20 protein-coding genes are annotated in these 23,535 nt (G+C 55.5%); 14 read left to right on the top strand and 6 right to left on the bottom strand.

Going from position 1 to position 23,535, the window contains the following annotated elements; genetic code table 11:
• Nucleotides 1-196 precede the first annotated feature (196 nt).
• Nucleotides 197-1,630, top strand: a complete 1,434-nt coding sequence (gene ptsG / locus LH22_RS14305) for a PTS glucose transporter subunit IIBC (protein ID WP_038647582.1) — start codon at nt 197-199, stop codon at nt 1,628-1,630.
• An 86-nt stretch (nt 1,631-1,716) separates the two neighbouring features.
• Here the strand turns inward: ptsG and LH22_RS14300 are convergent, their stop codons facing one another.
• Entirely contained in the window at nt 1,717-2,856 is a 1,140-nt protein-coding gene (locus LH22_RS14300; protein WP_038647580.1) for a glycoside hydrolase family 88/105 protein, read from the bottom strand.
• Complete coding sequence (locus LH22_RS14295; RefSeq protein ID WP_038647578.1) at nt 2,853-4,457, bottom strand: MFS transporter; 1,605 nt, start codon at nt 4,455-4,457, stop codon at nt 2,853-2,855. The genes LH22_RS14300 and LH22_RS14295 overlap by 4 nt, the downstream gene beginning before the upstream one ends.
• Before the next feature lie 358 nt (nt 4,458-4,815).
• Here LH22_RS14295 and hinT point away from each other — a divergent pair, with 358 nt between their 5' ends.
• The 8 genes from hinT to LH22_RS14255 all read left to right on the top strand — a co-directional run bounded on the left by hinT (nt 4,816) and on the right by LH22_RS14255 (nt 10,956).
• Nucleotides 4,816-5,166, top strand: coding sequence for a purine nucleoside phosphoramidase (hinT, locus tag LH22_RS14290; RefSeq protein WP_038647576.1), 351 nt, complete (start codon nt 4,816-4,818; stop codon nt 5,164-5,166).
• An 18-nt stretch (nt 5,167-5,184) separates the two neighbouring features.
• Nucleotides 5,185-5,550 (top strand): YcfL family protein, encoded by a 366-nt coding sequence (locus LH22_RS14285; RefSeq protein WP_038647574.1) that lies wholly within the window; start codon nt 5,185-5,187, stop codon nt 5,548-5,550.
• Between the two features lie 10 nt (nt 5,551-5,560).
• Nucleotides 5,561-6,157 carry a penicillin-binding protein activator LpoB gene (gene lpoB / locus LH22_RS14280; protein ID WP_038647572.1) on the top strand — a complete coding sequence of 199 codons (597 nt, stop codon included), beginning with the start codon at nt 5,561-5,563 and terminating at the stop codon, nt 6,155-6,157.
• On the top strand, nt 6,117-6,959 hold the full coding sequence (gene thiK, locus LH22_RS14275; RefSeq protein WP_430904227.1) for a thiamine kinase: 843 nt from the start codon (nt 6,117-6,119) through the stop codon (nt 6,957-6,959). The genes lpoB and thiK overlap by 41 nt, the downstream gene beginning before the upstream one ends.
• Nucleotides 6,960-6,974: 15 nt before the next feature.
• Nucleotides 6,975-8,018, top strand: coding sequence for a beta-N-acetylhexosaminidase (nagZ, locus tag LH22_RS14270; RefSeq protein WP_038647568.1), 1,044 nt, complete (start codon nt 6,975-6,977; stop codon nt 8,016-8,018).
• Between the two features lie 39 nt (nt 8,019-8,057).
• Complete coding sequence (gene ycfP / locus LH22_RS14265; protein WP_038647566.1) at nt 8,058-8,600, top strand: alpha/beta hydrolase YcfP; 543 nt, start codon at nt 8,058-8,060, stop codon at nt 8,598-8,600.
• Between the two features lie 212 nt (nt 8,601-8,812).
• The gene (locus LH22_RS14260; protein WP_156102801.1) at nt 8,813-10,117 is read left to right on the top strand and encodes an NAD(P)/FAD-dependent oxidoreductase; all 1,305 of its coding nucleotides are present in this window, start codon (nt 8,813-8,815) and stop codon (nt 10,115-10,117) included.
• A gap of 296 nt (nt 10,118-10,413) precedes the next feature.
• Entirely contained in the window at nt 10,414-10,956 is a 543-nt protein-coding gene (locus LH22_RS14255; protein ID WP_038650180.1) for a glycine zipper 2TM domain-containing protein, read from the top strand.
• A gap of 165 nt (nt 10,957-11,121) precedes the next feature.
• Here the strand turns inward: LH22_RS14255 and mfd are convergent, their stop codons facing one another.
• Together mfd and LH22_RS14245 are read right to left on the bottom strand one after the other, a co-directional pair.
• Nucleotides 11,122-14,565: a transcription-repair coupling factor gene (gene mfd, locus LH22_RS14250; RefSeq protein WP_038647562.1), complete on the bottom strand. Its 3,444-nt coding sequence runs from the start codon at nt 14,563-14,565 to the stop codon at nt 11,122-11,124.
• A 140-nt stretch (nt 14,566-14,705) separates the two neighbouring features.
• Nucleotides 14,706-14,915: a hypothetical protein gene (locus LH22_RS14245; protein ID WP_038647560.1), complete on the bottom strand. Its 210-nt coding sequence runs from the start codon at nt 14,913-14,915 to the stop codon at nt 14,706-14,708.
• A gap of 375 nt (nt 14,916-15,290) precedes the next feature.
• Between LH22_RS14245 and lolC the strand changes: the two genes are divergently transcribed.
• The 5 genes from lolC (at nt 15,291) to pepT (ending at nt 20,757) form a co-directional block, all read left to right on the top strand.
• The gene (gene lolC / locus LH22_RS14240; RefSeq protein ID WP_038647558.1) at nt 15,291-16,490 is read left to right on the top strand and encodes a lipoprotein-releasing ABC transporter permease subunit LolC; all 1,200 of its coding nucleotides are present in this window, start codon (nt 15,291-15,293) and stop codon (nt 16,488-16,490) included.
• Complete coding sequence (lolD, locus tag LH22_RS14235; protein ID WP_038647556.1) at nt 16,483-17,184, top strand: lipoprotein-releasing ABC transporter ATP-binding protein LolD; 702 nt, start codon at nt 16,483-16,485, stop codon at nt 17,182-17,184. Before lolC ends, lolD begins: the two co-directional genes overlap by 8 nt.
• The gene (gene lolE / locus LH22_RS14230; protein WP_038647554.1) at nt 17,184-18,428 is read left to right on the top strand and encodes a lipoprotein-releasing ABC transporter permease subunit LolE; all 1,245 of its coding nucleotides are present in this window, start codon (nt 17,184-17,186) and stop codon (nt 18,426-18,428) included. Before lolD ends, lolE begins: the two co-directional genes overlap by 1 nt.
• A 149-nt stretch (nt 18,429-18,577) precedes the next feature.
• On the top strand, nt 18,578-19,411 hold the full coding sequence (cobB, locus tag LH22_RS14225; protein WP_034822045.1) for a Sir2 family NAD+-dependent deacetylase: 834 nt from the start codon (nt 18,578-18,580) through the stop codon (nt 19,409-19,411).
• 119 nt (nt 19,412-19,530) lie between these two features.
• Nucleotides 19,531-20,757, top strand: a complete 1,227-nt coding sequence (gene pepT / locus LH22_RS14220; protein WP_038647552.1) for a peptidase T — start codon at nt 19,531-19,533, stop codon at nt 20,755-20,757.
• 135 nt (nt 20,758-20,892) lie between these two features.
• Here pepT and LH22_RS14215 read toward each other — a convergent pair whose 3' ends face one another.
• Both LH22_RS14215 and phoQ read right to left on the bottom strand, forming a co-directional pair.
• Nucleotides 20,893-22,014, bottom strand: a complete 1,122-nt coding sequence (locus LH22_RS14215) for a cupin domain-containing protein (RefSeq protein WP_038647550.1) — start codon at nt 22,012-22,014, stop codon at nt 20,893-20,895.
• A 57-nt stretch (nt 22,015-22,071) separates the two neighbouring features.
• Nucleotides 22,072-23,532 (bottom strand): two-component system sensor histidine kinase PhoQ, encoded by a 1,461-nt coding sequence (gene phoQ / locus LH22_RS14210; protein ID WP_038647548.1) that lies wholly within the window; start codon nt 23,530-23,532, stop codon nt 22,072-22,074.
• Nucleotides 23,533-23,535 lie beyond the last annotated feature (3 nt).

Here is a 23,535-nt window from a genome sequence, read left to right as displayed (position 1 = left end):
TCTCCAGGCAATTCAGTCAAAAACAACAGAAAGCAAGCGTTCGTCTTGAGCGAAACGTGATAGCCGTCAAAGTAACAAATATCGATTTATTTTACCCTTCGTAATAAATCAAAAGACGCTCAGCGTCACCCCGGTGAAGGATCCTCCCCCTTTGCCAGCGCACTGCGCAAATATGCACTCATACTCAGGAGCTTCTATGTTCAAGAACGCATTTGCGAACCTGCAAAAAGTAGGTAAATCGCTAATGTTGCCGGTATCGGTTTTGCCGATTGCCGGTATTTTATTAGGTGTTGGTTCGGCTAACTTCAGCTGGTTGCCAGCTGTGGTTTCACATGTGATGGCGGAGGCGGGCGGTTCCGTGTTCGCCAACATGCCGCTGATCTTTGCGATTGGCGTGGCGCTCGGTTTTACCAATAACGATGGCGTATCGGCGCTGGCGTCCGTGGTTGCTTACGGCATCATGGTGAAAACCATGGCGGTGGTTGCACCACTGGTGTTGCACTTGCCGCCAGCGGAAATTGAAGCCAAACACCTTGCCGATACCGGGGTGCTGGGCGGGATCATTGCCGGTTCGATCGCCGCGTATATGTTTAACCGTTTCTATCGCATCAAGCTGCCTGAATATCTTGGCTTCTTCGCCGGTAAGCGTTTTGTACCGATCATTTCCGGTCTGACTGCGATTTTCACGGGTATCGTGTTGTCCTTTATCTGGCCACCGATTGGCACCGCTATTCAGGATTTCTCACAATGGGCGGCTTATCAGAACCCGGTGGTGGCGTTCGGCATATACGGCGTGGTTGAGCGTTCGCTGGTGCCGTTTGGTCTGCACCATATCTGGAACGTGCCTTTCCAGATGCAGATTGGTGAGTTCACCAACGCCGCAGGTCAGGTGTTCCACGGTGATATCCCACGCTACATGGCGGGCGATCCAACCGCAGGTAAACTCTCTGGCGGCTTCCTGTTCAAAATGTACGGTCTGCCTGCGGCTGCGATTGCTATCTGGCACTCGGCTAAGCCGGAAAACCGTGCCAAAGTGGGCGGTATTATGATCTCCGCCGCGCTGACCTCGTTCCTGACCGGTATCACCGAGCCGATTGAATTTTCGTTCATGTTCGTGGCGCCGATTCTGTATGTTATCCATGCGATTCTGGCGGGTCTGGCATTCCCAATCTGTATTCTGCTGGGCATGCGTGATGGCACCAGCTTCTCACACGGTCTGATTGACTTTGTGGTGCTGAGCGGTAACAGCAGCAAGATCTGGTTGTTCCCGATTGTCGGTATCATTTACGGCCTGATTTATTACACCGTTTTCCGTGTACTGATTGTGAAATTGAATCTGAAAACACCTGGACGTGAGGACACCGCAATCGAACAGAGCAGCGCCACCGGTAGCGAGATGGCAGGCAAACTGGTTACTGCATTTGGTGGTAAAGAGAACATCACCAATCTCGACGCCTGTATTACGCGTTTGCGTGTGAGCGTCGCGGATGTGGCGAAAGTGAATCAAAATGAACTGAAAAACCTCGGCGCGCGTGGCGTGGTGGTGGCCGGTTCCGGTGTTCAGGCGATCTTCGGCACTAAGTCCGATAACCTGAAAACTGAGATGGATGATTATATTCGTAATATGTAAGGGCTAGAGGCTCGTCCCGCGACATCTCTGTCGCGGGACACTTTACTCTTCTGCCGCCGCTTCCTCGCACCTCACCATTGGTACGATTACAGATAAACCCGCAAATACTCCGTCAGACACAGCAGCGCCATCGCCTGGCCATAGGGCATTGACGTCAGCGGCACCTGGCGGTAGTAGTCCAAATCGCTGCCCATCGCGGTGCCAAATGAGACCTGTTTTAACTCTCCGTCTTCATCAATATTGGCGATCACGCCACGCAGGGCTTTTTCCGCCATCGGGCGATATTCATCAGATAAATATCGTTTACGCACCGCTTTGAGAATCCCATAAGCGAATCCTGCGGTGGCAGACGCTTCCGGATAGCTTTGTGGATCGTCAAGCAAGGTATGCCAGAGACCGCTGCTGTGCTGGCAATCGGCTAATGCCTTTACCTGACTGGCCAATACCTGCTGCAGGAAGCGACGCGTGGCATGCTGTTCCGGCCAGTTCATCATCTCAAGGAAATCCGGGATGACGATGGTCAGCCAGCTGTTGCCGCGTGCCCAACGGGCATTGGCAAAGTTGTGTCGGCCATTGAAGGTCCAGCCGTGGAACCACAAACCGGTTTGGCGATCCATCAGGTATTGGGTGTGGATCAGGAATTGATAGCTGGCTTCTTCGACAAACTCCGGACGATCGAGTAACTGGCCGATCTTCGCCAGCGCCATCACGCTCATCATCAAAGTGTCGTCCCACAGCTGCTGGGTATTTTCGTTGTTGTAAACGATGTGCTGCAGACCGCCTTGCTCAGTACGCGGCATTTCATACATCACCCACTCAGCCCAGCGTTCCAGCACCGGGCGCCATGCTGCGTTACCCGTCTCTTCATAGCGATAAGCCAGCGTCAGGAACGGGCACACGGTGTTAACGTTTTTGGTGGGCGTGCCTTCTGCTAAGCGCGCGCTAAACCAGTCATCGATGATCTTGAGTGTCGCCTGATCGCCGGTCTGCTGGGTGTAATGCAGCATGCCATACAGCCCGATGCCGTGCGTCCATTCCCAGCCAGCCCAACCTTTAGTATCAATGACGCGGCCATCATCCAGCTGCAGCAAAAACTCGCCGCTATGATCGGTGATATTGACCAGGTTGTCGGTGAGTTTGTGGATCAGTTGCACTAACTCACTGCGTGGCAACAGGTATTCAGGCTGGCGTAACAGAGCGCTGTGTTTTACCGGAAATACAGTCATGGTTCATTCCTATCGTTAATCAGGGTAGGGAGAGGAGGTAAGCTGCCGCGTTGTGTGGATAGCGCGGGCGCCGGGGGCTTACTACGGTTGAGGTAACCGACATTGTTATTGCCCCACAGATTTTCATAGGGCATCCCGGCTAGCGTTTCGACGATGGCACGTGCCTGCGGCGTAATTCGTTCCGGGACAACGCGTCCGGCTTCACGCATCTTCAGCGTCTCTTCGCGCAGCACGGTGTGGGTATGCAGATTAAGTTTGAAGCGCAGCGACACAATGAAACCGCAGGTCAGGACGCCAATGGTGCCGATGCTGAGGATCAGCAGAATGCTGTGGCTCACCGCAGGAACCTGCTCAGCTTTACCGGAGGTAAAACCGGCCAGTTGCAGCAGGATGCCAACGATCATCACGGCACCGGCCTGCGAGGCTTTGCGTGTCAACGTCATGATCCCGGCGAAAATACCTTCGCGCCGCTGTCCGGTGATCACTTCATCGACATCGGCGATATAGGTGTAGGTATTCCACGGGACATAGTTAATGCCACCACGTCCTAAACCGGCGAAGGCCGAGATCAGCACTAACAGCGCGAAGTTATCGTTCATTCCGCTGTACCACAGCCCGGCGTAGGAGAGGGCGCTGAGGCCAAACAGCACCACCACCAGACGATAGGCTGGGGCCGGTCCGAGGCGTATACACAGCGGGATCATTGCCATCACCGCGATAAATTGCAGCACCGCCATCGTGCCCATCAGGCTGGAAGCGATTTGCGCGCTCTGCATCAGTACCAACACCACGTACCAGGTAAATACCGCGTTAAAGACGTCCTGAGCGATGTAACCGCCCAAATACATGCCAAGATGCTGACGAAAGATACGGATGCGCAGCGTGGAGGCGAGCTCGATATACAGCCGTTTCAGGCTTTGGAACAGCGAGAGTTGCGTCTTTTCTTCTTCGGCTCGACGTGACTCGGCGGAAAAATCCTCCGGTGCGCGTTCCCAGGTGAAGCGCCACACCAGGGTTAGCACCAGCGCACAGATCACCGAGAACACCAGGCTGGCATAAAAGAAGGAGATGGGATTCTCTTTGCCAAACCAGCCAATCAAAATGCCGGGCAGGAAGGCCGCCAGAATGGAGGAGAGCTGCGCCAACGCGATACGCGCGCCGGAGAAGCGGCTCTTTTGTTTAAAGTCATCGGTCATCTCCGGCACCAGCGTTTCGTAGGGCACCAGAATCATGGTGTAGACCATATCGAACAGCAGATAGGTCAGCAGATACCACCAGAAACTCATGTCGCCGATCCACATCAGGCTATAGCTGAAAACACACGGAATACCGAGCAGGATAAAGAACTTGCGGCGGCCAAAGCGCTTGCCAAGCCAGGTGGATCCGAAGTTATCGGTGAGAAAGCCCATCAGCGGGCTGACGACCGCATCCAGCACGCGGGCAGCAGCAAAAATAAAGGTGGCTTCAATCGGTGAAAGCCCGCAGAAGGTGGTGTAGAAATAGAGTAACCAGGCAGCGGTGAGCGCCGTGGTGCCGGCGCCGAGAAAATCCCCGGAACCGTAAGCCAGATAATGGCCCAGACTAATTTTACGAGACTGCATGGCAGGTTCTCCTTGAAATCGACGGATGACACATCCCTCATTACTCCGTACTGCTTGCCCGGATTGGATAGAAAGTAGAGCGCGGTGCAGCGGCAAACCTTCGCGATTTGGCAAGGGTTGACGGTTGAGTGGCAAAAACACAAAGAAACTGGCGTGATATCTCTAATTTATAAAACAGCGTTTCATTTTAGTGATCGGCGACGGCATAAATTTGAGAGGGAGAGCACAGCAATGCTGCCTGGGGGATGAAATGGCGTAAAGGCAGCCATTTAACAGAAGAAAAGTGGTACTGAGGTTGAAAGCAAACGAATTCCTCGCGCATACTGCCTGACTGAACTCAGGCTTAAGGAAATGCACCATGGCTGAAGAAACCATTTTCAGTAAAATCATTCGTCGCGAAATCCCCGCCGACGTGGTTTATCAGGACGAACTGGTCACCGCCTTCCGTGATATCGCGCCTAAAGCGCCAACGCACATTCTGATTATCCCTAATGTATTGATCCCTACCGCCAATGACGTGCAGGAAGCGCACGAGCATGCGTTGGGCCGTATGATTACCGTGGCGGCGAAAATTGCGAAAGAAGAAGGGATTGCCGAAGATGGTTATCGCCTGATCATGAACTGCAATCGTCATGGTGGTCAGGAGGTTTATCATATTCATATGCACCTGGTCGGCGGTCAGCCGCTGGGTCCGATGCTGTCTATCTAACCTCAGGCGGACCTTGTGATGCGTCAATGGCTGAGTGGCCTGCTGCTGATGTCCCTTGCCGGGTGCAGCAGTGACAAACCGATGATCAACACGTCGCAATCGCTGGTGATGGAGTCTTCCGTGCTTTCTGCGGGCATCATCACCGATGAACCCACGCTGGCCAGCCGTGATGGGCAAATGCGAGCCTCGAGCGTTCTCTTTAATCAGCGGGAAACGCCAGTGACCGTACATTACCGTTTCTATTGGTATGACGAGAAGGGACTGGAGATTACCCCGGAAGAGCCGGCTCAGACCCAAATTGTCCCGGCGCATGGCAGCACTGAAGTTGTCTCGCAAATCGGTAACCTGACCGCCAGTAAGGTGCGTCTCTATCTTTATCTCTGAGGAGTAACCTGTGATTCGCAGTGTAAAACGTTCCAGCGCGCTGTTATTTGCGTTGATGCTCACCGGTTGTGTGGTGAAACAGCAAACTCCGGCGCCGGTTGAACCGACCCAGCCGACGACGCCAACCCAACCGGAGCAGCCACCTGTGCAGCCGGTGCCGCCGCCGGAAAATGTGCCGCAGCCACCGAAGCTGAAAACCATTAACTGGAATGCCAGCGTGCAGCCATTAGTGGGGAATATGGTGCAGTCTGCGGGTGTGAATCCAGGCAGTGTGCTGCTGGTGGACCGCATCAAGAACAGCACCAACGGCGCTTTGCAGAGCGATAAAGCCACCGATGCCATCCAGAATGCGCTGGCAAACAACGGCAAATTCACGCTGGTGACGCCAGAACAGCTGGCACAGGCAAAACAGACGCTGGGCTTATCAGCCGATGACAGCCTCAATTCGCGCAGCAAAGCGATTGGCCTGGCACGCAATGTCAACGCGCAGTATGTGCTTTACAGCAGCGCACAGGGCGATGTGAAAGCGCCAACGCTGCAGATGCAGCTGATGCTGGTGCAGACCGGTGAAATTATCTGGTCAGGCAATGGTATTGCTCAACCCTGATCCCTTACTGCAACAACGGATTCAGCAACAATGGCCGACGGCGCAAGCTGCCGGTCATTTTTTCGCGCTGCCGGGATTGAGTGGCAACAGTGTTCGGGTGAAAACCGAGCAGGGTGAGCTGCTGGCGCGTCGTGCGCCGCAGCAACCGCTCCCGTTTGTTGATCGTCAGCGCGAATATCGCATCTTGCGTCAAATGCGTGCTGCGCATCTCGGGCCGTCGCCACTGGATTGGCATCATCCCTGGTTATTACAGAGCTGGTTGCCCGGCGAGGTGCTGACCCCTGCGCAGTTCAATCAACAGCGTGATGCGGTGCTTGCCTTGCTGCATCGCCTGCATCAGCAGCCGTTGACAGGCTATCGCTTGCGACTGACACCGCTGTTGCAACACTACTGGCAGCTGTGCCAGCAACGCCACTGGCGCTGGCAACATCAACTCCAGCGCCTGATCAGGCAGGGTGAACCCCGGCCGTTACGCCTCGTGCCGATTCATATGGATGTTCACGCCGGCAATGTGATTGCCACACCAGACGGCTTACGTCTCATCGATTGGGAATATGCTGCCGATGGTGATGTGGCATTGGAACTCGCGGCGCTCTGCGCGGTCGATGGAGAACACCCAATCGACTGGATTGCGGGTTACGCGCAACGCAGCCAGCTTGACGAAGCGCGACTTAAGCGACATATGTGGCGCTGGCAGCCGTGGCTGCACCTGCTGATGGCCAGCTGGTATCAGCTGCGCGCTGAACAGAGCGGTGACCCTCATTTACAACAGCTGGCGCAGGCCAGCTGGCAGGATCTTTAACTCAGGATTGTAACCATGACCATGAATACTCCCGGCCCGCTGATGCTGGATGTTGAAAGCTACGAACTCGACGCCGAAGAGCGTGAGATTCTGCAACATCCGCTGGTGGGCGGACTGATTCTGTTTGCCCGCAACTTCCACGATGTGGATCAGCTGGCAGAACTGGTGCGCCAGATTCGCGCCGCTTCGCGTAATCGTTTAGTGGTCGCCGTGGATCAGGAAGGCGGGCGTGTGCAGCGCTTCCGTGAAGGCTTTACCAAACTCCCCGCGATGCAATCTTTTGCCGCCCTGCACGATATCGCCACTGCGGGTGAAGTCGCCCAGCAGGCGGGCTGGCAGATGGCAGCGGAAATGATCGCGATGGATATCGACATCAGCTTTGCCCCAGTACTGGATATTGGCCACATCAGCGCGGCGATTGGCGACCGTTCCTTCCATGAAGATCCCGCGATTGCATTGCAAATTGCCCGCCGTTTTATCAACGGCATGCACGAAGCGGGCATGAAAACCACCGGCAAGCATTTCCCCGGCCACGGTGCGGTGAGTGCTGATTCCCACAAAGAGACCCCGCGTGATCCGCGCGATGCCGCCACGCTGCGCCAGCATGACATGGCCATCTTCAAACAGTTAATTGATGAGCAGTTGCTGGATGCGGTGATGCCCGCGCACGTTATCTATACTGAGGTGGATCCGTTACCTGCCAGCGGCTCGCCTTACTGGCTGCAAACGGTGTTGCGCAAAGAGTTGGGCTTCAACGGTGTCATTTTCTCTGACGATCTGTCGATGGAAGGTGCTGCGGTAATGGGCAGTTATGCTGAGCGCGCGCAGCAATCGCTCAATGCCGGCTGCGACATGATCCTGGTGTGCAATCAGCGCGCCGGAGCGGTGAGTGTGCTGGATAACTTGACGCCGATCCAGGCGGAGCGTGTGGCGCAGTTATACCATCAGGGGCGTTATACCCGAGAAGCGCTGCAATCCAGTGAACGCTGGAAGCAGAATCATCATCAGCTGAGCGCACTACAGGAGCGCTGGCTGGAGCATAAAGCGTCGGGCAGATAAGCGTCGCTGCCCGGATTTCATTCCACGCTGAGGATAATCATGATCATCTATCTGCACGGTTTTGATTCCAACAGTCCGGGCAACCACGAAAAAGTGCTGCAACTGCAGTTTATTGACCCGGACGTCAGACTCATCAGTTACAGCACGCAACACCCCAAACATGACATGCAGTTTCTGTTGAAAGAGTGCGATAAATTGCAGCAGCAGGGCGGTGATGCGCATCCCTTGATTTGCGGGGTAGGCCTTGGGGGTTACTGGGCCGAACGTATCGGTTTTCTCTGCGGTATGCGCCAGGTGATCTTCAATCCCAACCTGTTTCCGTTTGAGAACATGGAAGGCAAGATTGATCGTCCGGAAGAGTATCTGGATATCGCCACCAAGTGCGTCAGTGATTTTCGCGAAAAGAATCGCGATCGCTGCCTGACCATTTTGTCCCGTCATGACGAGGCGCTGGATAATCAGCGCACGGCCGCGCAACTGCATCCTTTCTATGAAATCGTGTGGGACGAACAGGCCAGCCATAAATTCAAGAACATCTCGCCGCATTTACACCGCATTAAGGCCTTTAAATCCCTCGCCTGAGCCTCCGCGCGCCGTGTGATGCGGCGCACAAAACGTTTAACATTCTGATAATGCGCTTGAAAGATTGATGTACATCAATTTTCTTATGATATGTCGTTAGCGCCGTGATATTCTGCCCTCAGCTCGCGATTTAACGTCGCCAACCCTATGTTTATTAAGGTTTTTAGTAACCATTAATTAACTATTGGTTTACAACTTTGAGGGGATCTTTGTTGACTACATCTATGGAAAAAATCGTCATTATTGGCGGTGGTGCCGGCGGCTTAGAGCTGGCAACGCAGCTCGGTCACAAGCTGGGTCGGAAGAAGAAAGCCGAGATTATTCTCGTCGATCGCAACCACAGCCATCTGTGGAAACCATTGCTGCACGAAGTGGCAACCGGTTCGATGGACGAAGGGATCGATGCCCTGAGCTATCTGGCGCACGCGCGTAATCATGGTTTTCAGTTCCAGCTGGGTTCGCTGACGCAAATCAACCGCGAAAACAAAACCATTGAGCTGGCGGAAATCCGCGATGCTAACGGTGAATTGCTGGTGCCGCAGCGCGAGATGGCTTATGACCGTCTGGTGATGGCGCTGGGCAGTACTTCCAATGACTTCGGCACACCGGGTGTGAAAGATCACTGCATTTTCCTCGATAACCCGCATCAGGCTCGTCGTTTCCACAACGAGATGCTTAACCTGTTCCTGCGCTTCTCCGCCAGTGAAGGTAGCCTGGAAAAAGTTAACATTGCGATTGTCGGCGGCGGCGCCACCGGCGTTGAACTGTCAGCAGAACTCTACAATGCCGTGAAGCAGCTGCACAGCTATGGCTACAAAGGCCTTGATAGCTCTGCACTGAACGTGACGCTGGTGGAAGCCGGTGAGCGTATTCTGCCAGCCTTGCCACCGCGCATTTCTGCTGCGGCACACCAGGAACTGACCAAGCTCGGCGTACGCGTCCTGACGCAAACCATGGTGACCAGCGCGACAGAAGAGGGGCTCAATACCAAAGGCGGCGAATTTATCAATGCTGACCTGATGGTGTGGGCTGCCGGTATTAAGGCGCCAGACTTTATGAAAGAGATTGGTGGGCTGGAAACCAACCGCATCAATCAGCTGGTGGTGAAAGACACGCTGCAAACCACGCTGGATGATGACATCTACGCGATTGGCGACTGCGCTTCCTGCGCACTGCCGGGCGGCGGTTTTGTGCCACCGCGCGCGCAGTCTGCACACCAGATGGCGTCACGCGCGCTGGAAAATATTCTGGCGCAACGCAAAGGCAAACCGCTCAAAGCTTACGTCTATAAGGATCACGGTTCGCTGGTGTCACTGTCACGCTTCACCACGGTGGGTAGCCTGATGGGCAACCTGATGCGCGGCTCGATGATGGTAGAAGGGCGCATTGCGCGTTTCGTCTACATTTCTCTATATCGCATGCACCAGATTGCGCTCCACGGATACTTCAAAACCGGCCTGATGATGCTGGTCGGTAGCCTGAACCGCGTGCTGCGTCCTCGCCTCAAGCTGCACTAATGATTGCCGGGCGGTTATCTGCCGCCCGATGCCGCTCCGCCTGCCGTAATCTGCTGAAAAACGACAATTCAGTTTAAGGTTACGGCGGTATTTCAGCTTCTCTCAGAACTCTCCGAAAAACTGGCCCTGACGGCTTTCCGTTGCGTTTCCTCCATTAATCTGATGTTGCAATTACGGACCATCTGTAAAACTTATATCCACAAACACGGCGCGGCGCGCACGCCGGTTATGCCTCGGCTACACAGGATTTCGTAGCGGCAGGAATGCGCGGTAACAACATTCAGGAGGACATTCCTGTGAATAAATCAATGTTAGCGGGTATCGGTATCGGCGTGGCAGCAGCGTTAGGGGTTGCCGCAGTCGCCAGCATGGATGTCTTTGATCGCGGCCCGCAGTATGCACAAGTTCTCTCGGCTACGCCGATCAAAGAGAACATTAAACAACCGCGACAGGAGTGTCGCAACGTGACGTTAACGCATCGTCGTCCGGTACAGGATGAGAACCGCATCGCCGGTTCAGTACTGGGTGCAGTGGCGGGCGGCGTGCTCGGTCACCAGTTTGGTGGCGGTCGTGGGCGCGATGTCGCAACGGTAGCGGGCGCGCTGGCGGGCGGTTACGGTGGTAACCAGGTGCAGGGGGCACTGCAGGATCGTGATACCTACACCACCAACGAGCAGCGTTGCAAAACCGTTTACGACAAACAGGAAAAAATGCTGGGTTATGATGTGACCTATAAAATAGGCGACCAGCAGGGCAAAATCCGCATGGAAAATGACCCTGGCACCCGCATTCCGCTCGACCGTAATGGTCAGCTGATCCTGAATTCGAATCAGGCCTGATTGGGCAAAGACACGTCACAGCAGCAGTAACGAAAAAAGCGCCGTAAGGCGCTTTTTTTATGGTGTAAACCGGAGCGGCGAGATGTATCTCGCGTCCCGATAGCCACAATGTTGCCTGCAGAAGCGCAAGGTATTGCTTCGCCAGGCGAGATGCGGCTGAGGACGCTAAACCCGATTCTTAGCCAGTTCGGCAATGAAGCCCTGCACCCACTCCATCCGCACTTTGCGCTCTTCTAAATCACGAGTGAATCTCAGACGAGTTGGGCCATCCAACTTCCACTGTTTAGGATCTTTTTGCAGCAGGCCAATTAACCAACCGGGATCGACATGGTTCTGCGGCGCGAACTCGAAGAACCCGCCTTTTTCACTGGCTTCAATTTTACGCACGCCCAGTTCTCGCGCCACCAGACGTAAAGCCGCCACATCCAGAAGGTTGCGCGCCGCATCCGGCAACTTGCCGAAACGGTCGATCATCTCAACCTTCAGCTCAGCCAGTTCCTGCTCGTCACTGGCTGAAGCAACGCGTTTATAGAGTGACAAACGCGTGTTCACATCCGGGATAAAGTCATCCGGCAGCAGCGCAGGCATGCGCAGTTCGATTTCGGTCTGGTTGCTGGTGAGATCTTCCAGCGACGGCTCGCGCCCGGCCTTCAGCGCATCGACCGCGTTTTCCAGCAGCTCCATATACAGCGTGAAACCGATCGTTTCCATCTGACCGCTCTGATCTTCGCCCAGCAGTTCACCGGCACCGCGAATTTCAAGGTCGTGCGTCGCCAGCGCAAAGCCCGCGCCCAGGTCCTCCAGCGAGGCAATCGCCTCAAGACGCTTCTGCGCATCAGTGGTCATGGCTTTTGGATGCGGCGTTAACAGCCAGGCATAGGCCTGATGGTGTGAGCGTCCGACGCGGCCACGCAGCTGATGCAGCTGCGCCAGGCCAAAGTGGTCAGCACGCTCAATGATGATGGTGTTAGCGCTCGGCACATCAATACCGGTTTCGATGATGGTGGTACACACCAGCACGTTAAAACGCTGGTGGTGGAAATCATTCATCACCCGTTCCAGCTCGCGCTCGCGCATCTGGCCGTGACCGATGGCGATGCGGGCCTCAGGCACCAGCTCCGCCAGGCGTTGTGCGGCTTTTTCGATGTTCTCGACATCGTTGTAGAGATAGTAAACCTGACCGCCGCGCAAAATTTCACGCAGCAGCGCTTCACGCACCACCAGGCTGTCGTACTCGCGCACAAAGGTTTTCACCGCTAAACGGCGGGCTGGCGGTGTCGCAATGATCGACAGATCGCGCATGCCGCTCATCGCCATATTCAGCGTACGTGGGATCGGCGTGGCAGTCAGAGTCAGGATATCAACGTCCGCGCGCATTGCTTTAATACGCTCTTTGTGACGCACGCCAAAACGATGTTCTTCATCGACAATCAACAGGCCGAGATCGTGCCATTTCAGGTCGTTTGACAGCAACTTGTGTGTGCCGATCAAAATATCCACTTTGCCTTCACGCGCCTGTTCCAGCACCTGGCTCTGCTCTTTGGCGCTGCGGAAGCGTGACAGCATCTCAATGCGCACCGGCCAGTTGGCGAAACGGTCGCGGAAGTTATCGTAATGCTGCTGCGCCAGCAGGGTGGTGGGCACCAGCACGGCGACTTGTTTGGCATTTTCCACCGCGAGGAAGGCGGCGCGCATCGCCACTTCAGTTTTACCAAAGCCTACGTCACCGCACACCAGACGATCCATCGCCAGCGGCTGGCACATGTCGCTCAGCACGGCATTAATGGCCTGACCCTGGTCCGGCGTCGTCTCAAACGGGAAGCCTTCACAGAACAGTTGATACTGATCGCGATCGTGCTTAAAGGCGAAGCCGGTTTTGGCCGCGCGTTGGGCGTAGATATCCAGCAGTTCGGCCGCTACATCACGCACTTTCTCGGCCGCTTTCTGGCGTGCACGTGACCAGGCATCGCTGCCAAGCTTGTGCAGCGGGGCATTCTCATCCGCACCACCCGCGTAGCGGCTGATCAGGTGCAGTGATGAAACGGGCACGTACAGCTTGGCGTCGCCCGCATAGGAGAGCATCAGATATTCCGCGACAATGCCGCCAGCTTCCAGCGTGGTCAGGCCAATATAACGGCCCACACCGTGTTCCAGATGCACCACCGGCTGGCCGGGGTGTAACTCGGCGAGGTTGCGAATCAACACATCGGGATTGATGGTACGGCGATTATCCTGGCGACGACGGCTGACACGCTCACCCAGCAGGTCGCTTTCACAAATCAATGCACGATGGCCCGCGCTATCAATAAAGCCGCGTTCGCTGGCGCCAATCATTAAACTGTGCGGCTGTTTGGCGGCTTCTTCAAAGCGTTCAATCGGCTGTGGGCGCAGTTTGATGCGCGCCAGCAGCTCCTGCAGGCTTTCACGGCGGCCTTCACTTTCCACCGAGAAAATAATCTGCCCATCAAACTGCTCCATGAACTGACGCAGCAGATCGAGTGGCGCTTTAGCCTGGGCCTGCACCGTCAGTTCCGGCAGCGGTTGATAGCCGAGATTGGTATTGGCGGCTTTTTCTGGCAGCGTTTCGCTGCTGAGCTGCATGCGTGGCCAGGCTTTCAGTTCGCCAAGCAACGCGTCCGGGCGCAGCCACAACGTTGCAGGCTCCAGCAGCGGGCGCATAGGATCGATGCGACGATTTTCGAAACGCGCGTTAGCATCCTGCCAGAAGCGATCGGCGCTGCCGTGCAGATCGCCACTGTTGAGTACCAGCGTGTTAGCAGGCAGATAGCTGAACAGGGTGGGCAACTCCTGCTCAAAGAACAGCGGCTGCCAGTATTCGATCCCGGCCGGCAGCGTGCCTTTGCTCACTTGCTGATAGACATGCTCCGGCTCGCGGCGCACATCAAATAGCTCGCGCCAGCGGCTGCGGAACAGCTCAATCGCTGCTTTATCAGTAGGAAACTCGTGCGCAGGCAGCAGATTGATGGCATCAACCGCTTCCAGCGTGCGTTGGCTGTCCACATCGAACAGGCGCAGGCTGTCAATTTCGTCATCAAAGAAGTCAATGCGATAGGGCTGATCGCTGCCCATTGGGAACAGATCCAGCAGCGCGCCACGCGTGGCGTACTCGCCGTGTTCCATCACCTGATCGACATGGCGATAACCAGCCTGCTCCAGCTGATCACGCAGCGCATCGCGCGAGAGTTTTTGCCCCTGTTTCATCACCAGCGCATGGCCGTGCAGGAAGCTGTGCGGACAGACGCGCTGCATCAGCGTGTTGACCGGCATAATCAGCATGCCGCGCGTCAGATTGGGCAGTTGATAAAGGGTGGAAAGACGGGCGGAGATAATGTCCTGATGCGGCGAGAAGCTGTCGTAAGGCAGCGTTTCCCAGTCGGCGAGATTGGTGACCGGCAGATCGGTGAACTGGCGAATCTCCTCCTGCAGACGCAGGGCAGATTGCATATCTGGCGTAATCATCAACACCGGACCCGGGTGGCGTTCGGTGATACTGGCGCACTCAACCGCCTGCGCGGCGCCAATCAGTTCGCCGAGCTGACGATGATCGCCCGCTTTCGCAGGCAGGGTATAACGACTCTGTTCCGACATAAGGACTCGACATTCTCTCCTTGGATTCCAGGGCGTCATCATTCCATAATCCGCCCTGAGGATCATCTGTCGCGGTGCTATTTCTCATCGCCCTTCATATTTCGCGCTGTGGCCGCGTTGGCTGCGTTTGCGAACCCCAGTCACTTACTGGATTGCTGTGTGTAGTGCATGCGCGGACGATCAACGTTGGCCCAGGACAGCTCTTTTTCCAGATGATAGCTGTGATTGCCGTCGTCCCACTTCACGTAATAGCCGGTTGCCGCATCTCCCTGTTCAAAGACGTTGACGATCTCGCCTCTGATTTCTCCCGATTTGTGCTTCACGATACTGCCTTTGGGATATCTGAACATGAGATGTACTCCTTTTCGCCCTGCATACTTCGCGCTGTGGCGGTATTGGCTGCGTCTGCGAACCCCCGCCACTGACTTCAGTAAGCTCCCGGGGATTCACAGGCTTGCCGCCTTGCCACAGCGCGAATTATTTTGGGCTGACTGCGGTGCCGGTTGGACATAAATTCTTAACTGCAAGAGCGAGTCTACCGCAGGGTATGCCTAATAAACGCACAATGAGTATCATTATTTTGTCGCAATTTTATGCATTGACGCAGATTGCGACGTATTTGGATGCAACTTTGCCACAGACTCAGAGGGTTAGAGGTTTCATAAACAGGGCTGCTCCTTTATCATCCCACTACTTATTTTCAGGCAACTGCCAAGACGGATCTCATGTATCAACCAGTCGCGTTATTCATCGGTTTGCGCTACATGCGTGGACGTGCCTCAGACCGCTTTGGTCGCTTCGTCTCCTGGCTTTCCACCATCGGTATCACGCTGGGCGTGCTGGCGCTGGTCACCGTGCTGTCGGTGATGAACGGCTTCGAGCGTGAGCTGGAGGGCAATATCCTCGGCCTGATGCCGCAAGCGTTGGTCACCAGCGACAAAGGCAGCATCAATCCACAACAGGTGACGGCGGAGAGCCTCAAACTGCAGGGCGTCACGCGTGTCGCCCCGCTGACGACCGCGGATGTGGTGTTACAAAGCGCGCGCAACGTTTCTGTGGGCGTGATGCTGGGCATCAATCCTGATGAGCAGGATCCGCTGACGCCTTATCTCGTCAATACTCAGCAAAGCGTGCTACAACCGGGCCAATATAATGTAATTCTCGGCGAACAACTGGCGTCTCAGTTGGGTGTGAAACGTGGCGACCAGCTGCGTCTGATGGTGCCGACGGTGAGCCAGTTCACGCCGGTAGGTCGCTTGCCAAGCCAGCGTATCTTCACCGTCGCAGGCACCTATGCTGCTAACAGTGAAGTCGATGCCTATCAGATTCTGGTTAATCAGCAGGATGCCTCCCGCGTGATGCGCTATCCGCTGGGTAACATCACCGGCTGGCGTTTGTGGCTGGATAAACCGCTGAATGTGGATGCCTTCAGTGAACAGCACCTGCCGGATGGCCTGACGTTAAAAGACTGGCGCGAGCGTAAAGGCGATCTGTTCCAGGCGGTGCGCATGGAAAAAAACATGATGGGGCTGCTGCTGAGCCTGATCATCGCGGTAGCGGCGTTTAACATCATTACTTCACTCGGTCTGCTGATCATGGAAAAGCAGGGTGAAGTGGCGATTCTGCAAACTCAGGGCTTAACCCGCCGACAGATCGTCGCGGTGTTTATGGTGCAGGGCGCCAGTGCTGGCATTATCGGCACCTTGCTCGGTACGCTGCTGGGTGTGCTGCTCGCCAGCCAGCTCAATAATTTGATGCCGGTGATTGGCCTGTTCCTGGATGGCGCGGCGTTGCCGGTCGATATTAACGTCTGGCAGGTGGTCACTATTGCGCTGGTCTCCATGATCGTCGCGCTGCTCTCAACCCTTTATCCGTCATGGCGCGCTGCCGCCGTTCAACCCGCTGAGGCTTTACGTTATGAGTAATACCCCTTTGTTGCAGTGTCGTGACCTGTGCAAACGCTATCAGGAAGGCAGCGTGCAGACCGATGTGCTGCGCAATGTGGCTTTTAGCCTGCAGCCAGGCGAACTGACGGCCATCGTTGGTAGCTCCGGCTCGGGTAAAAGTACCTTACTGCATCTGCTCGGCGGCCTCGATGCGCCCACTTCGGGTGACGTGGTGTTTGACGGCAAATCACTGAATGCCATGTCCTCTGCAGCGAAAGCCGAACTGCGCAACCGCGAGCTGGGCTTTATCTATCAGTTCCACCATCTGTTGCCAGACTTCACGGCGCTGGAGAACGTGGCGATGCCATTGCTGATTGGCAAAACTGCAAAAGCAGAAGCCACCTCGCGCGCGCTGGAAATGCTGGCGGCGGTCGGACTGGAAAAACGTGCTGCGCATCGTCCATCGGAGCTGTCAGGCGGTGAGCGTCAGCGTGTCGCAATTGCGCGTGCGCTGGTGAACCGTCCGCGCCTGGTAATGGCGGATGAACCGACCGGTAACCTGGACGCGCGTAATGCCGATGCGATTTTCAAACTGCTGGGCGAGCTGAATCAGCAGCAGGGCACCGCATTTTTGGTGGTGACGCACGATCTGAATCTGGCTAAACGTCTGAATCGCCAGATGGAGATGCGCGACGGTCAGCTAAGCGAGCATCTGACGCTGGGAGCTATCTGATGGGTTCGTCATTATCCCTGCTGCTTGGCCTGCGCTTTAGTCGCGGTCGGCGGCGCGGTGGCATGGTCTCACTGATCTCCATCATCTCGACCATCGGCATCGCCCTGGGTGTTGCCGTGTTGATTATTGGCTTGAGCGCGATGAACGGTTTTGAACGCGAGCTGAACAAACGCATTCTGGCCGTGGTCCCGCACGGTGAAATCGAACCGGTGAATCAACCTTTCCGCAACTGGCAGCCGATGATTGCACCGATTGAAAAGGTGCCGGGTATCGCGGCAGCGGCGCCTTACATTAACTTTACCGGCTTGATTGAAAGTGGCGCGAAGATGCAGGCGCTGCAGGTGAAGGGTGTCGATCCGCAACAGGAATCGCGGCTGAGCGCTTTGCCGAGCTTTGTCGATGGTGATGCGTGGCAGCAGTTCGGCGCGGATAAACAGCAGATCATCCTCGGTGGCGGCATCGCGAAATCGCTTAACGTGAAGCAAGGCGATTGGATCACCATCATGATCCCGAACAATGACGGTGAAAATAAGCTGCTGCAACCGAAGCGTATTCGTCTGCAGGTATCAGGCATTCTGCAACTCAGCGGGATGCTCGATCACAGCCTGGCGCTGGTGCCGCTGGCGGATGCGCAAAAATATCTTGATATGGGTGACAGCGTCAGCGGCATTGCGCTGAAGATGAGCGATCCTTTCCAGGCGCAAAAACTGGTGCGCGATGCCGGTGAAGCCACGCACTCCTATGTCTATATTAAGAGCTGGATTGGCACCTACGGTTACATGTACCGCGATATCCAAATGATCCGCGCGATTATGTATCTGGCGATGGTGCTGGTGATTGGCGTGGCCTGTTTTAATATCGTCTCGACGCTGGTCATGGCGGTGAAAGACAAGAGCAGTGATATTGCGGTGCTGCGCACGCTAGGCGCCAAAGATGGCCTGATCCGCGCCATTTTTATCTGGTATGGCTTGCTGGCCGGATTGCTCGGCAGCATCAGCGGTGTCGTGGTGGGCGTGCTGGTGGCGCTCAACCTGACGCCGATCGTGCGTGGACTGGAGCATCTTACCGGTCATCAATTGCTGGCGGGGGATATCTACTTCATTGATTTCCTGCCATCGGAGTTGCACTGGATTGATGTGATTTCGGTGCTGGTGACCGCTATCTTGCTCAGCCTGATTGCCAGCTGGTATCCGGCGCGGCGTGCCAGTCGAATCGATCCGGCTCGCGTACTGAGCGGACAGTAATGATAAAAAACGCAGCCGCCTTCGCGGCTGCGCACATTTTCAGCGTCTGTGGCATGCAGCCGTCATGCGCAGCCGCTATTATCGGGAACCATTATCCTGAGCCAAACACCCGACATGCGGTGACATCCACCGCAGCATAAGGAGCTTTTATGCGCATACCGCGCCGCCGTCTACGACTCGCCCGCGACAAGAAAAATCGCCGCAAAGTGCATCAGCGCTTTCGCCAGCGCATCTTTGAACGCGATCGCAAAGCTGAACTGGCTGCGCACCCGCAACCGCGCGTCGTGGTACTGACCGGCGCTGGCATCTCCGCCGAGTCAGGCATTCAAACCTTTCGCGCTGCCGACGGATTATGGGAAGAGCATCGGGTTGAAGATGTTGCCACACCAGAAGGATTTCATCGTAATCCCGATCTGGTGCAAGGATTCTACAATGCGCGCCGCCGTCAGTTGCAACAGCCGGAGATTCAGCCAAATGCCGCGCACAAAGCGCTGGCCGAGCTGGAGCAGGTGCTGGGCGACAACTTCCTGTTGGTGACGCAGAACATCGATAATCTGCATGAGCGGGCAGGCAGTCAGCGCGTGCTGCATATGCACGGTGAATTGCTAAAAGTGCGCTGTGAAAGCAGTGGACAGGTGCTGGATTGGACGGAAGATGTGAAGCCGGACGATCGCTGCACCTGCTGCCAGTTCCCGGCCCGACTCCGTCCGCATGTGGTGTGGTTTGGCGAAATGCCGCTCGGCATGGAAGAGATTTATCAGGCGATCGAGAAAGCCAATCTGTTTATCGCCATTGGCACCTCCGGGCATGTCTATCCCGCCGCCGGTTTTGTGCATGAAGCAAAACTGCAGGGTGCGCATACCGTTGAACTCAATCTGGAGCCAAGTCAGGTTGGCAATGAGTTCGCGGAAAGCCAGTACGGCTTAGCCAGTGAAGTGGTACCGGATTTTGTGCATACCTTTCTACGCGGGCTGTATAAGTAAGACGATATCTGGTTAAGCACTTTGCGCTGAGAACGCTAACCTGAAGGATAATGATTTGACGCAACATGGCGCGCCTCACGCGCCATGATAATAACGCAGGTTCTTTAGAGGGATGACAAATGGATCAATTACTTGAGCGTTTTCTCAGTTATGTGGCAGTAGAAACTCAGTCAAAACCGCAGGCGCGTCAGGTGCCCAGCAGTGAAGGGCAGTGGACGCTGGCGCGTCAGTTACAGGAAGAGCTGATTGCACTGGGATTTGTTGATGTGTCCCTGAGCGATCACTGCTGCGTGATGGGCACTTTGCCCGCCAACGTTGACTGGCCGACCCCGGTGATTGGCTTTATCTCGCATATGGATACGTCACCGGATTTCACCGCTAAAAACGTCAATCCGCAGATTATCGAAAACTACCGTGGCGGCGATATTGCGCTGGGCAACGGCGATGAAATCCTCTCGCCGGTGATGTTCCCGATCCTGCACAAGTTGATTGGCCATACGCTGATCACCACCGATGGCAAAACCTTGCTCGGCGCAGATGATAAAGCGGGTATCGCTGAAATCATGACGGCGATGGCACGCCTGGTGAAAGAGAATATTCCGCACGGCGCGATTCGTGTGGCGTTTACCCCTGATGAAGAGATTGGTCGCGGCACCTCTCATTTCGATGTTGAAGGTTTTGCAGCGGACTGGGCGTACACCATTGATGGCAGCGATCTCGGCGAATTTGAATTTGAAAACTTCAATGCCGCGACCGCGATGGTGAAAATCACCGGCAATAACGTGCACCCCGGCAGTGCGAAAAACGTGATGGTGAATGCACTGGATCTGGCAATGCGTTTCCACGCTGAGCTACCCGCCAAAGAAAAACCTCAGTTCACTGACGGTTATGAAGGCTTTTTCCATCTGCACACCATCAAAGGCACGGTTGAGCATGCCGAGTTAATGTATCTGATTCGTGATTTCGACGCCGACAGTTATGAACAGCGTAAACAGCTGCTGGAAGAGATTGCGGCGCGCGTTGGGAAAGGGCTGCAGGCTGAGTGCTCAGTGAAAGTTGAGATCAGCGACAGCTACCGCAATATGCGTGAGAAAGTTGAGCCACATCCGCAGATTATTGAGCTGGCGCTGCAGGCCATTCGTGATTGCGGTATCGAGCCGGTGGTGAAGCCGATTCGCGGTGGCACCGACGGTTCTGCGCTATCGTGGAAGGGTTTGCCGTGTCCGAACCTGTTCACCGGCGGCTATAACTACCACGGTAAACACGAGTTTGCGTCATTAAATGTGATGTCGCAGGCGGTAGATGTGATAGTACGCTTGTCTGCGCTGGCAGCAGAGAAGAAATAGTATGAAAAAGGCCTGCTAAGCAGGCCTTTTATCAATATCTTACGTGGCGGCGCAGTCGACAGCGTCTCTGTCGCGGCAAACACGGGTGGCAAATCGCGCCGTGATAAAGAGGCGCGATTTTTTTAGCGCAACAGATTACTCACCGAAGAACCAGTAGCCGCTGTTCACCAGCGCCGCAAGCTGTGCCAGCAGCGACGGATCGTCCAGCGCATCGCCGAAATCTTCCAGCGTTAACACCTGATTGTGTGCCAGTGCCGCCAGCACTTCTGGGTGGCTGCACGCCACACGCTCCCCATTCACAAATACCGCGTCGCCCAGCGTCAACACGCGCAGGCCGCCAAGGCGCGTCAACGCATCGCCTTGCTGCAGCGCATCATAAATCTCATCAGGCTGATACGGCGGCTCTGGTGGGGCGATATCCAGTTCGTGACGTGACTGCGAGATAAACTCGCCAAACCACTGATTGAACTGTTCTGGTTGGTTGATCACATCCAACATCACCTGACGGATCCCTTCCACTTCAGAGGGCAAAATCTGTGACGGACAATCGCGCGAAGGCACATCTGGATCGCTGAAACGATAGCTGCCCAGCTCATGTGCCAGCATAAAGTCGGCGAAACCGCTAATCAGCTCGCGGCCATTGGGTGCACGGAAACCGACCGAATAATTGATGGCATTTTCCAGCGAATAGCCCTCATGCGGGAATCCTGGCGGAATGTACAGAATGTCGCCCGGCTCCATCTCTTCGTCGATGATGGCATCAAACGGCTCAACCTGCAGCAGATCGGGATGCGGGCAGTGCTGTTTCATCGGCACTTTTTCGCCCACGCGCCAGCGACGACGGCCGGTGCCCTGAATGATAAACACATCATACTGGTCGAAGTGTGGGCCTACACCGCCGCCCGGAACGGCAAAAGAGATCATCAGATCGTCGATGCGCCAGTCAGGCAGGAAACGGAACGGGCGCATCAGCGCGGCAGAAGGTTCATGCCAGTGATTAACCGCCTGCACCAGCAGCGACCAGTTGCTCTCGCCGAGATGATCGTAGCTTTCAAACGGACCATGGCTAACCTGCCATTTGCCGTTGTTATGGCTCACCAGGCGGCTGTCCACCTCGTTTTCCATCGCCAGACCCGCCAGCTCATCAGGAGAAATGGGATCAATGAAGTTTTTAAAACCACGCTTGAGCACCACCGGACGTTTTTGCCAGTAGCGCTGAATAAAGTCGGGCCAGTTAATATCGAGCTGATAGTCCATACGAGTGTTCCGGTTAGGGCCATGAATGCAGGCAAGTATAACAGCCCGCAGGCCTTTCTACTCGCGGTGATGTTCAACTTCCTGACGCTGGAAAATCACTTCCATGCGGGCACCGCCCAGCGGGCTGGTGCTGGCGATCACCTGACCGGCGTATTGTTCGAGGATGTCGCGGACCACGGCTAAGCCAAGGCCCTGGCCGGGACGTAACGTATCGGCACGCTGACCGCGCACGAAGATCAGATCGCGTTTGCTTTCAGGAATGCCGGGGCCGTCATCATCAATAAACAGATGCAGTGCCTTGTCGGTTTGCCGTGCGCTGACCTCAATAAATTCCAGGCAGTATTTGCAGGCGTTATCCAGCACGTTGCCCAGCACTTCCATAAAGTCATTTTGGTCACCGACAAAGGTCAACTCGGGGGAAATATCCAGGGTGATTTCGACACCTTTGCGCTGATAAACCTTATTCAGCGCCGAGCAAAGGCTGTCCAATAGTGCCGACACCGAATGCAGATCGCGCTGCAGCGGATTATGATCGGCCTGCATACTGGCACGATGCAGGTAGTAGCCAATTTGTTGTGAAATACGGCTGATCTGCTCCAGCATCACCGGCTCAGCCTGCTCCACGGTGAGCTCCTTACCGCTGCGCAGGGAGCGCAAGGTACTCTGCAACACCGCCAGCGGAGTTTTCAGGCTGTGCGTTAAATCAGACAGGGTGGTGCGATAACGCGTGTAGCGCTGGCGCTCATTGGTCAGCAGCAGGTTGAGATTTCGCACCAGGCTGCGTAACTCCTGCGGCGGATTGTCGTCCAGGTTCTCGCGATGACCCGTTTCCAGTTCCCGCACCTGCGCGGTTAAATCACCAATAGGGCGCAGGCTCCAGTGCGCGGCCAGCCACAGCAGCGGAATCACTAACAGCAGGTTCGCTGCCAGCACATAGCTAAACCATGACCACACCACATCCGAGTGCTGCAGTTCCTGGGGGATAGAATCCACCACTACGATGGTCAGTGCCGGTAAGTTGGTGGTGGCATCGTAACGGTTGACGGCGACCGAGTGGGTAAAGGTGTCGTTGTTGTCGCTGTCCAGTTGATGCAACCGCTCTTTGACCTCGGAGTTGTTGCCGATGGCGGCCAGACTGGTGCGATTTGTGGTGTCGATTTCATAAAAATCGGGCTTGAGCAGCCACTCACGCCGAATGTTTTTGCGGATGTCCGGCACATCACGTTGCTGCCACAGCAGCTTGCCGTGTTCATCGTAGATAAACACCAGCGTCGGGAAATTGAGCGTCATACGCTCTGGCTGGGCAATGGTCAGCTTATTGTTTTGCCACTGCGCCAGGGTGAAGAACAGGTTGCTCTCGCCGCGCATCACGCGATAAGTGTTTTTATCGAAACTCACCACATAGCCGACTACGGCAACCATGCCGTAGGAGAGCGACAAAAACAGCACAATAGCGGCGGTCGCCAGTAAAAACCGGGCGCGTAATGAGAAAGGACGTAAGCGATTCAGCCAATTCATAAA

It is taken from the genome of Pantoea rwandensis (assembly GCF_000759475.1).
Lineage (GTDB): Bacteria > Pseudomonadota > Gammaproteobacteria > Enterobacterales > Enterobacteriaceae > Pantoea > Pantoea rwandensis_B.
The sequence above is the reverse complement of the archived record's forward strand: the minus strand, read 5'-3'. Positions and strand labels throughout refer to the sequence as shown.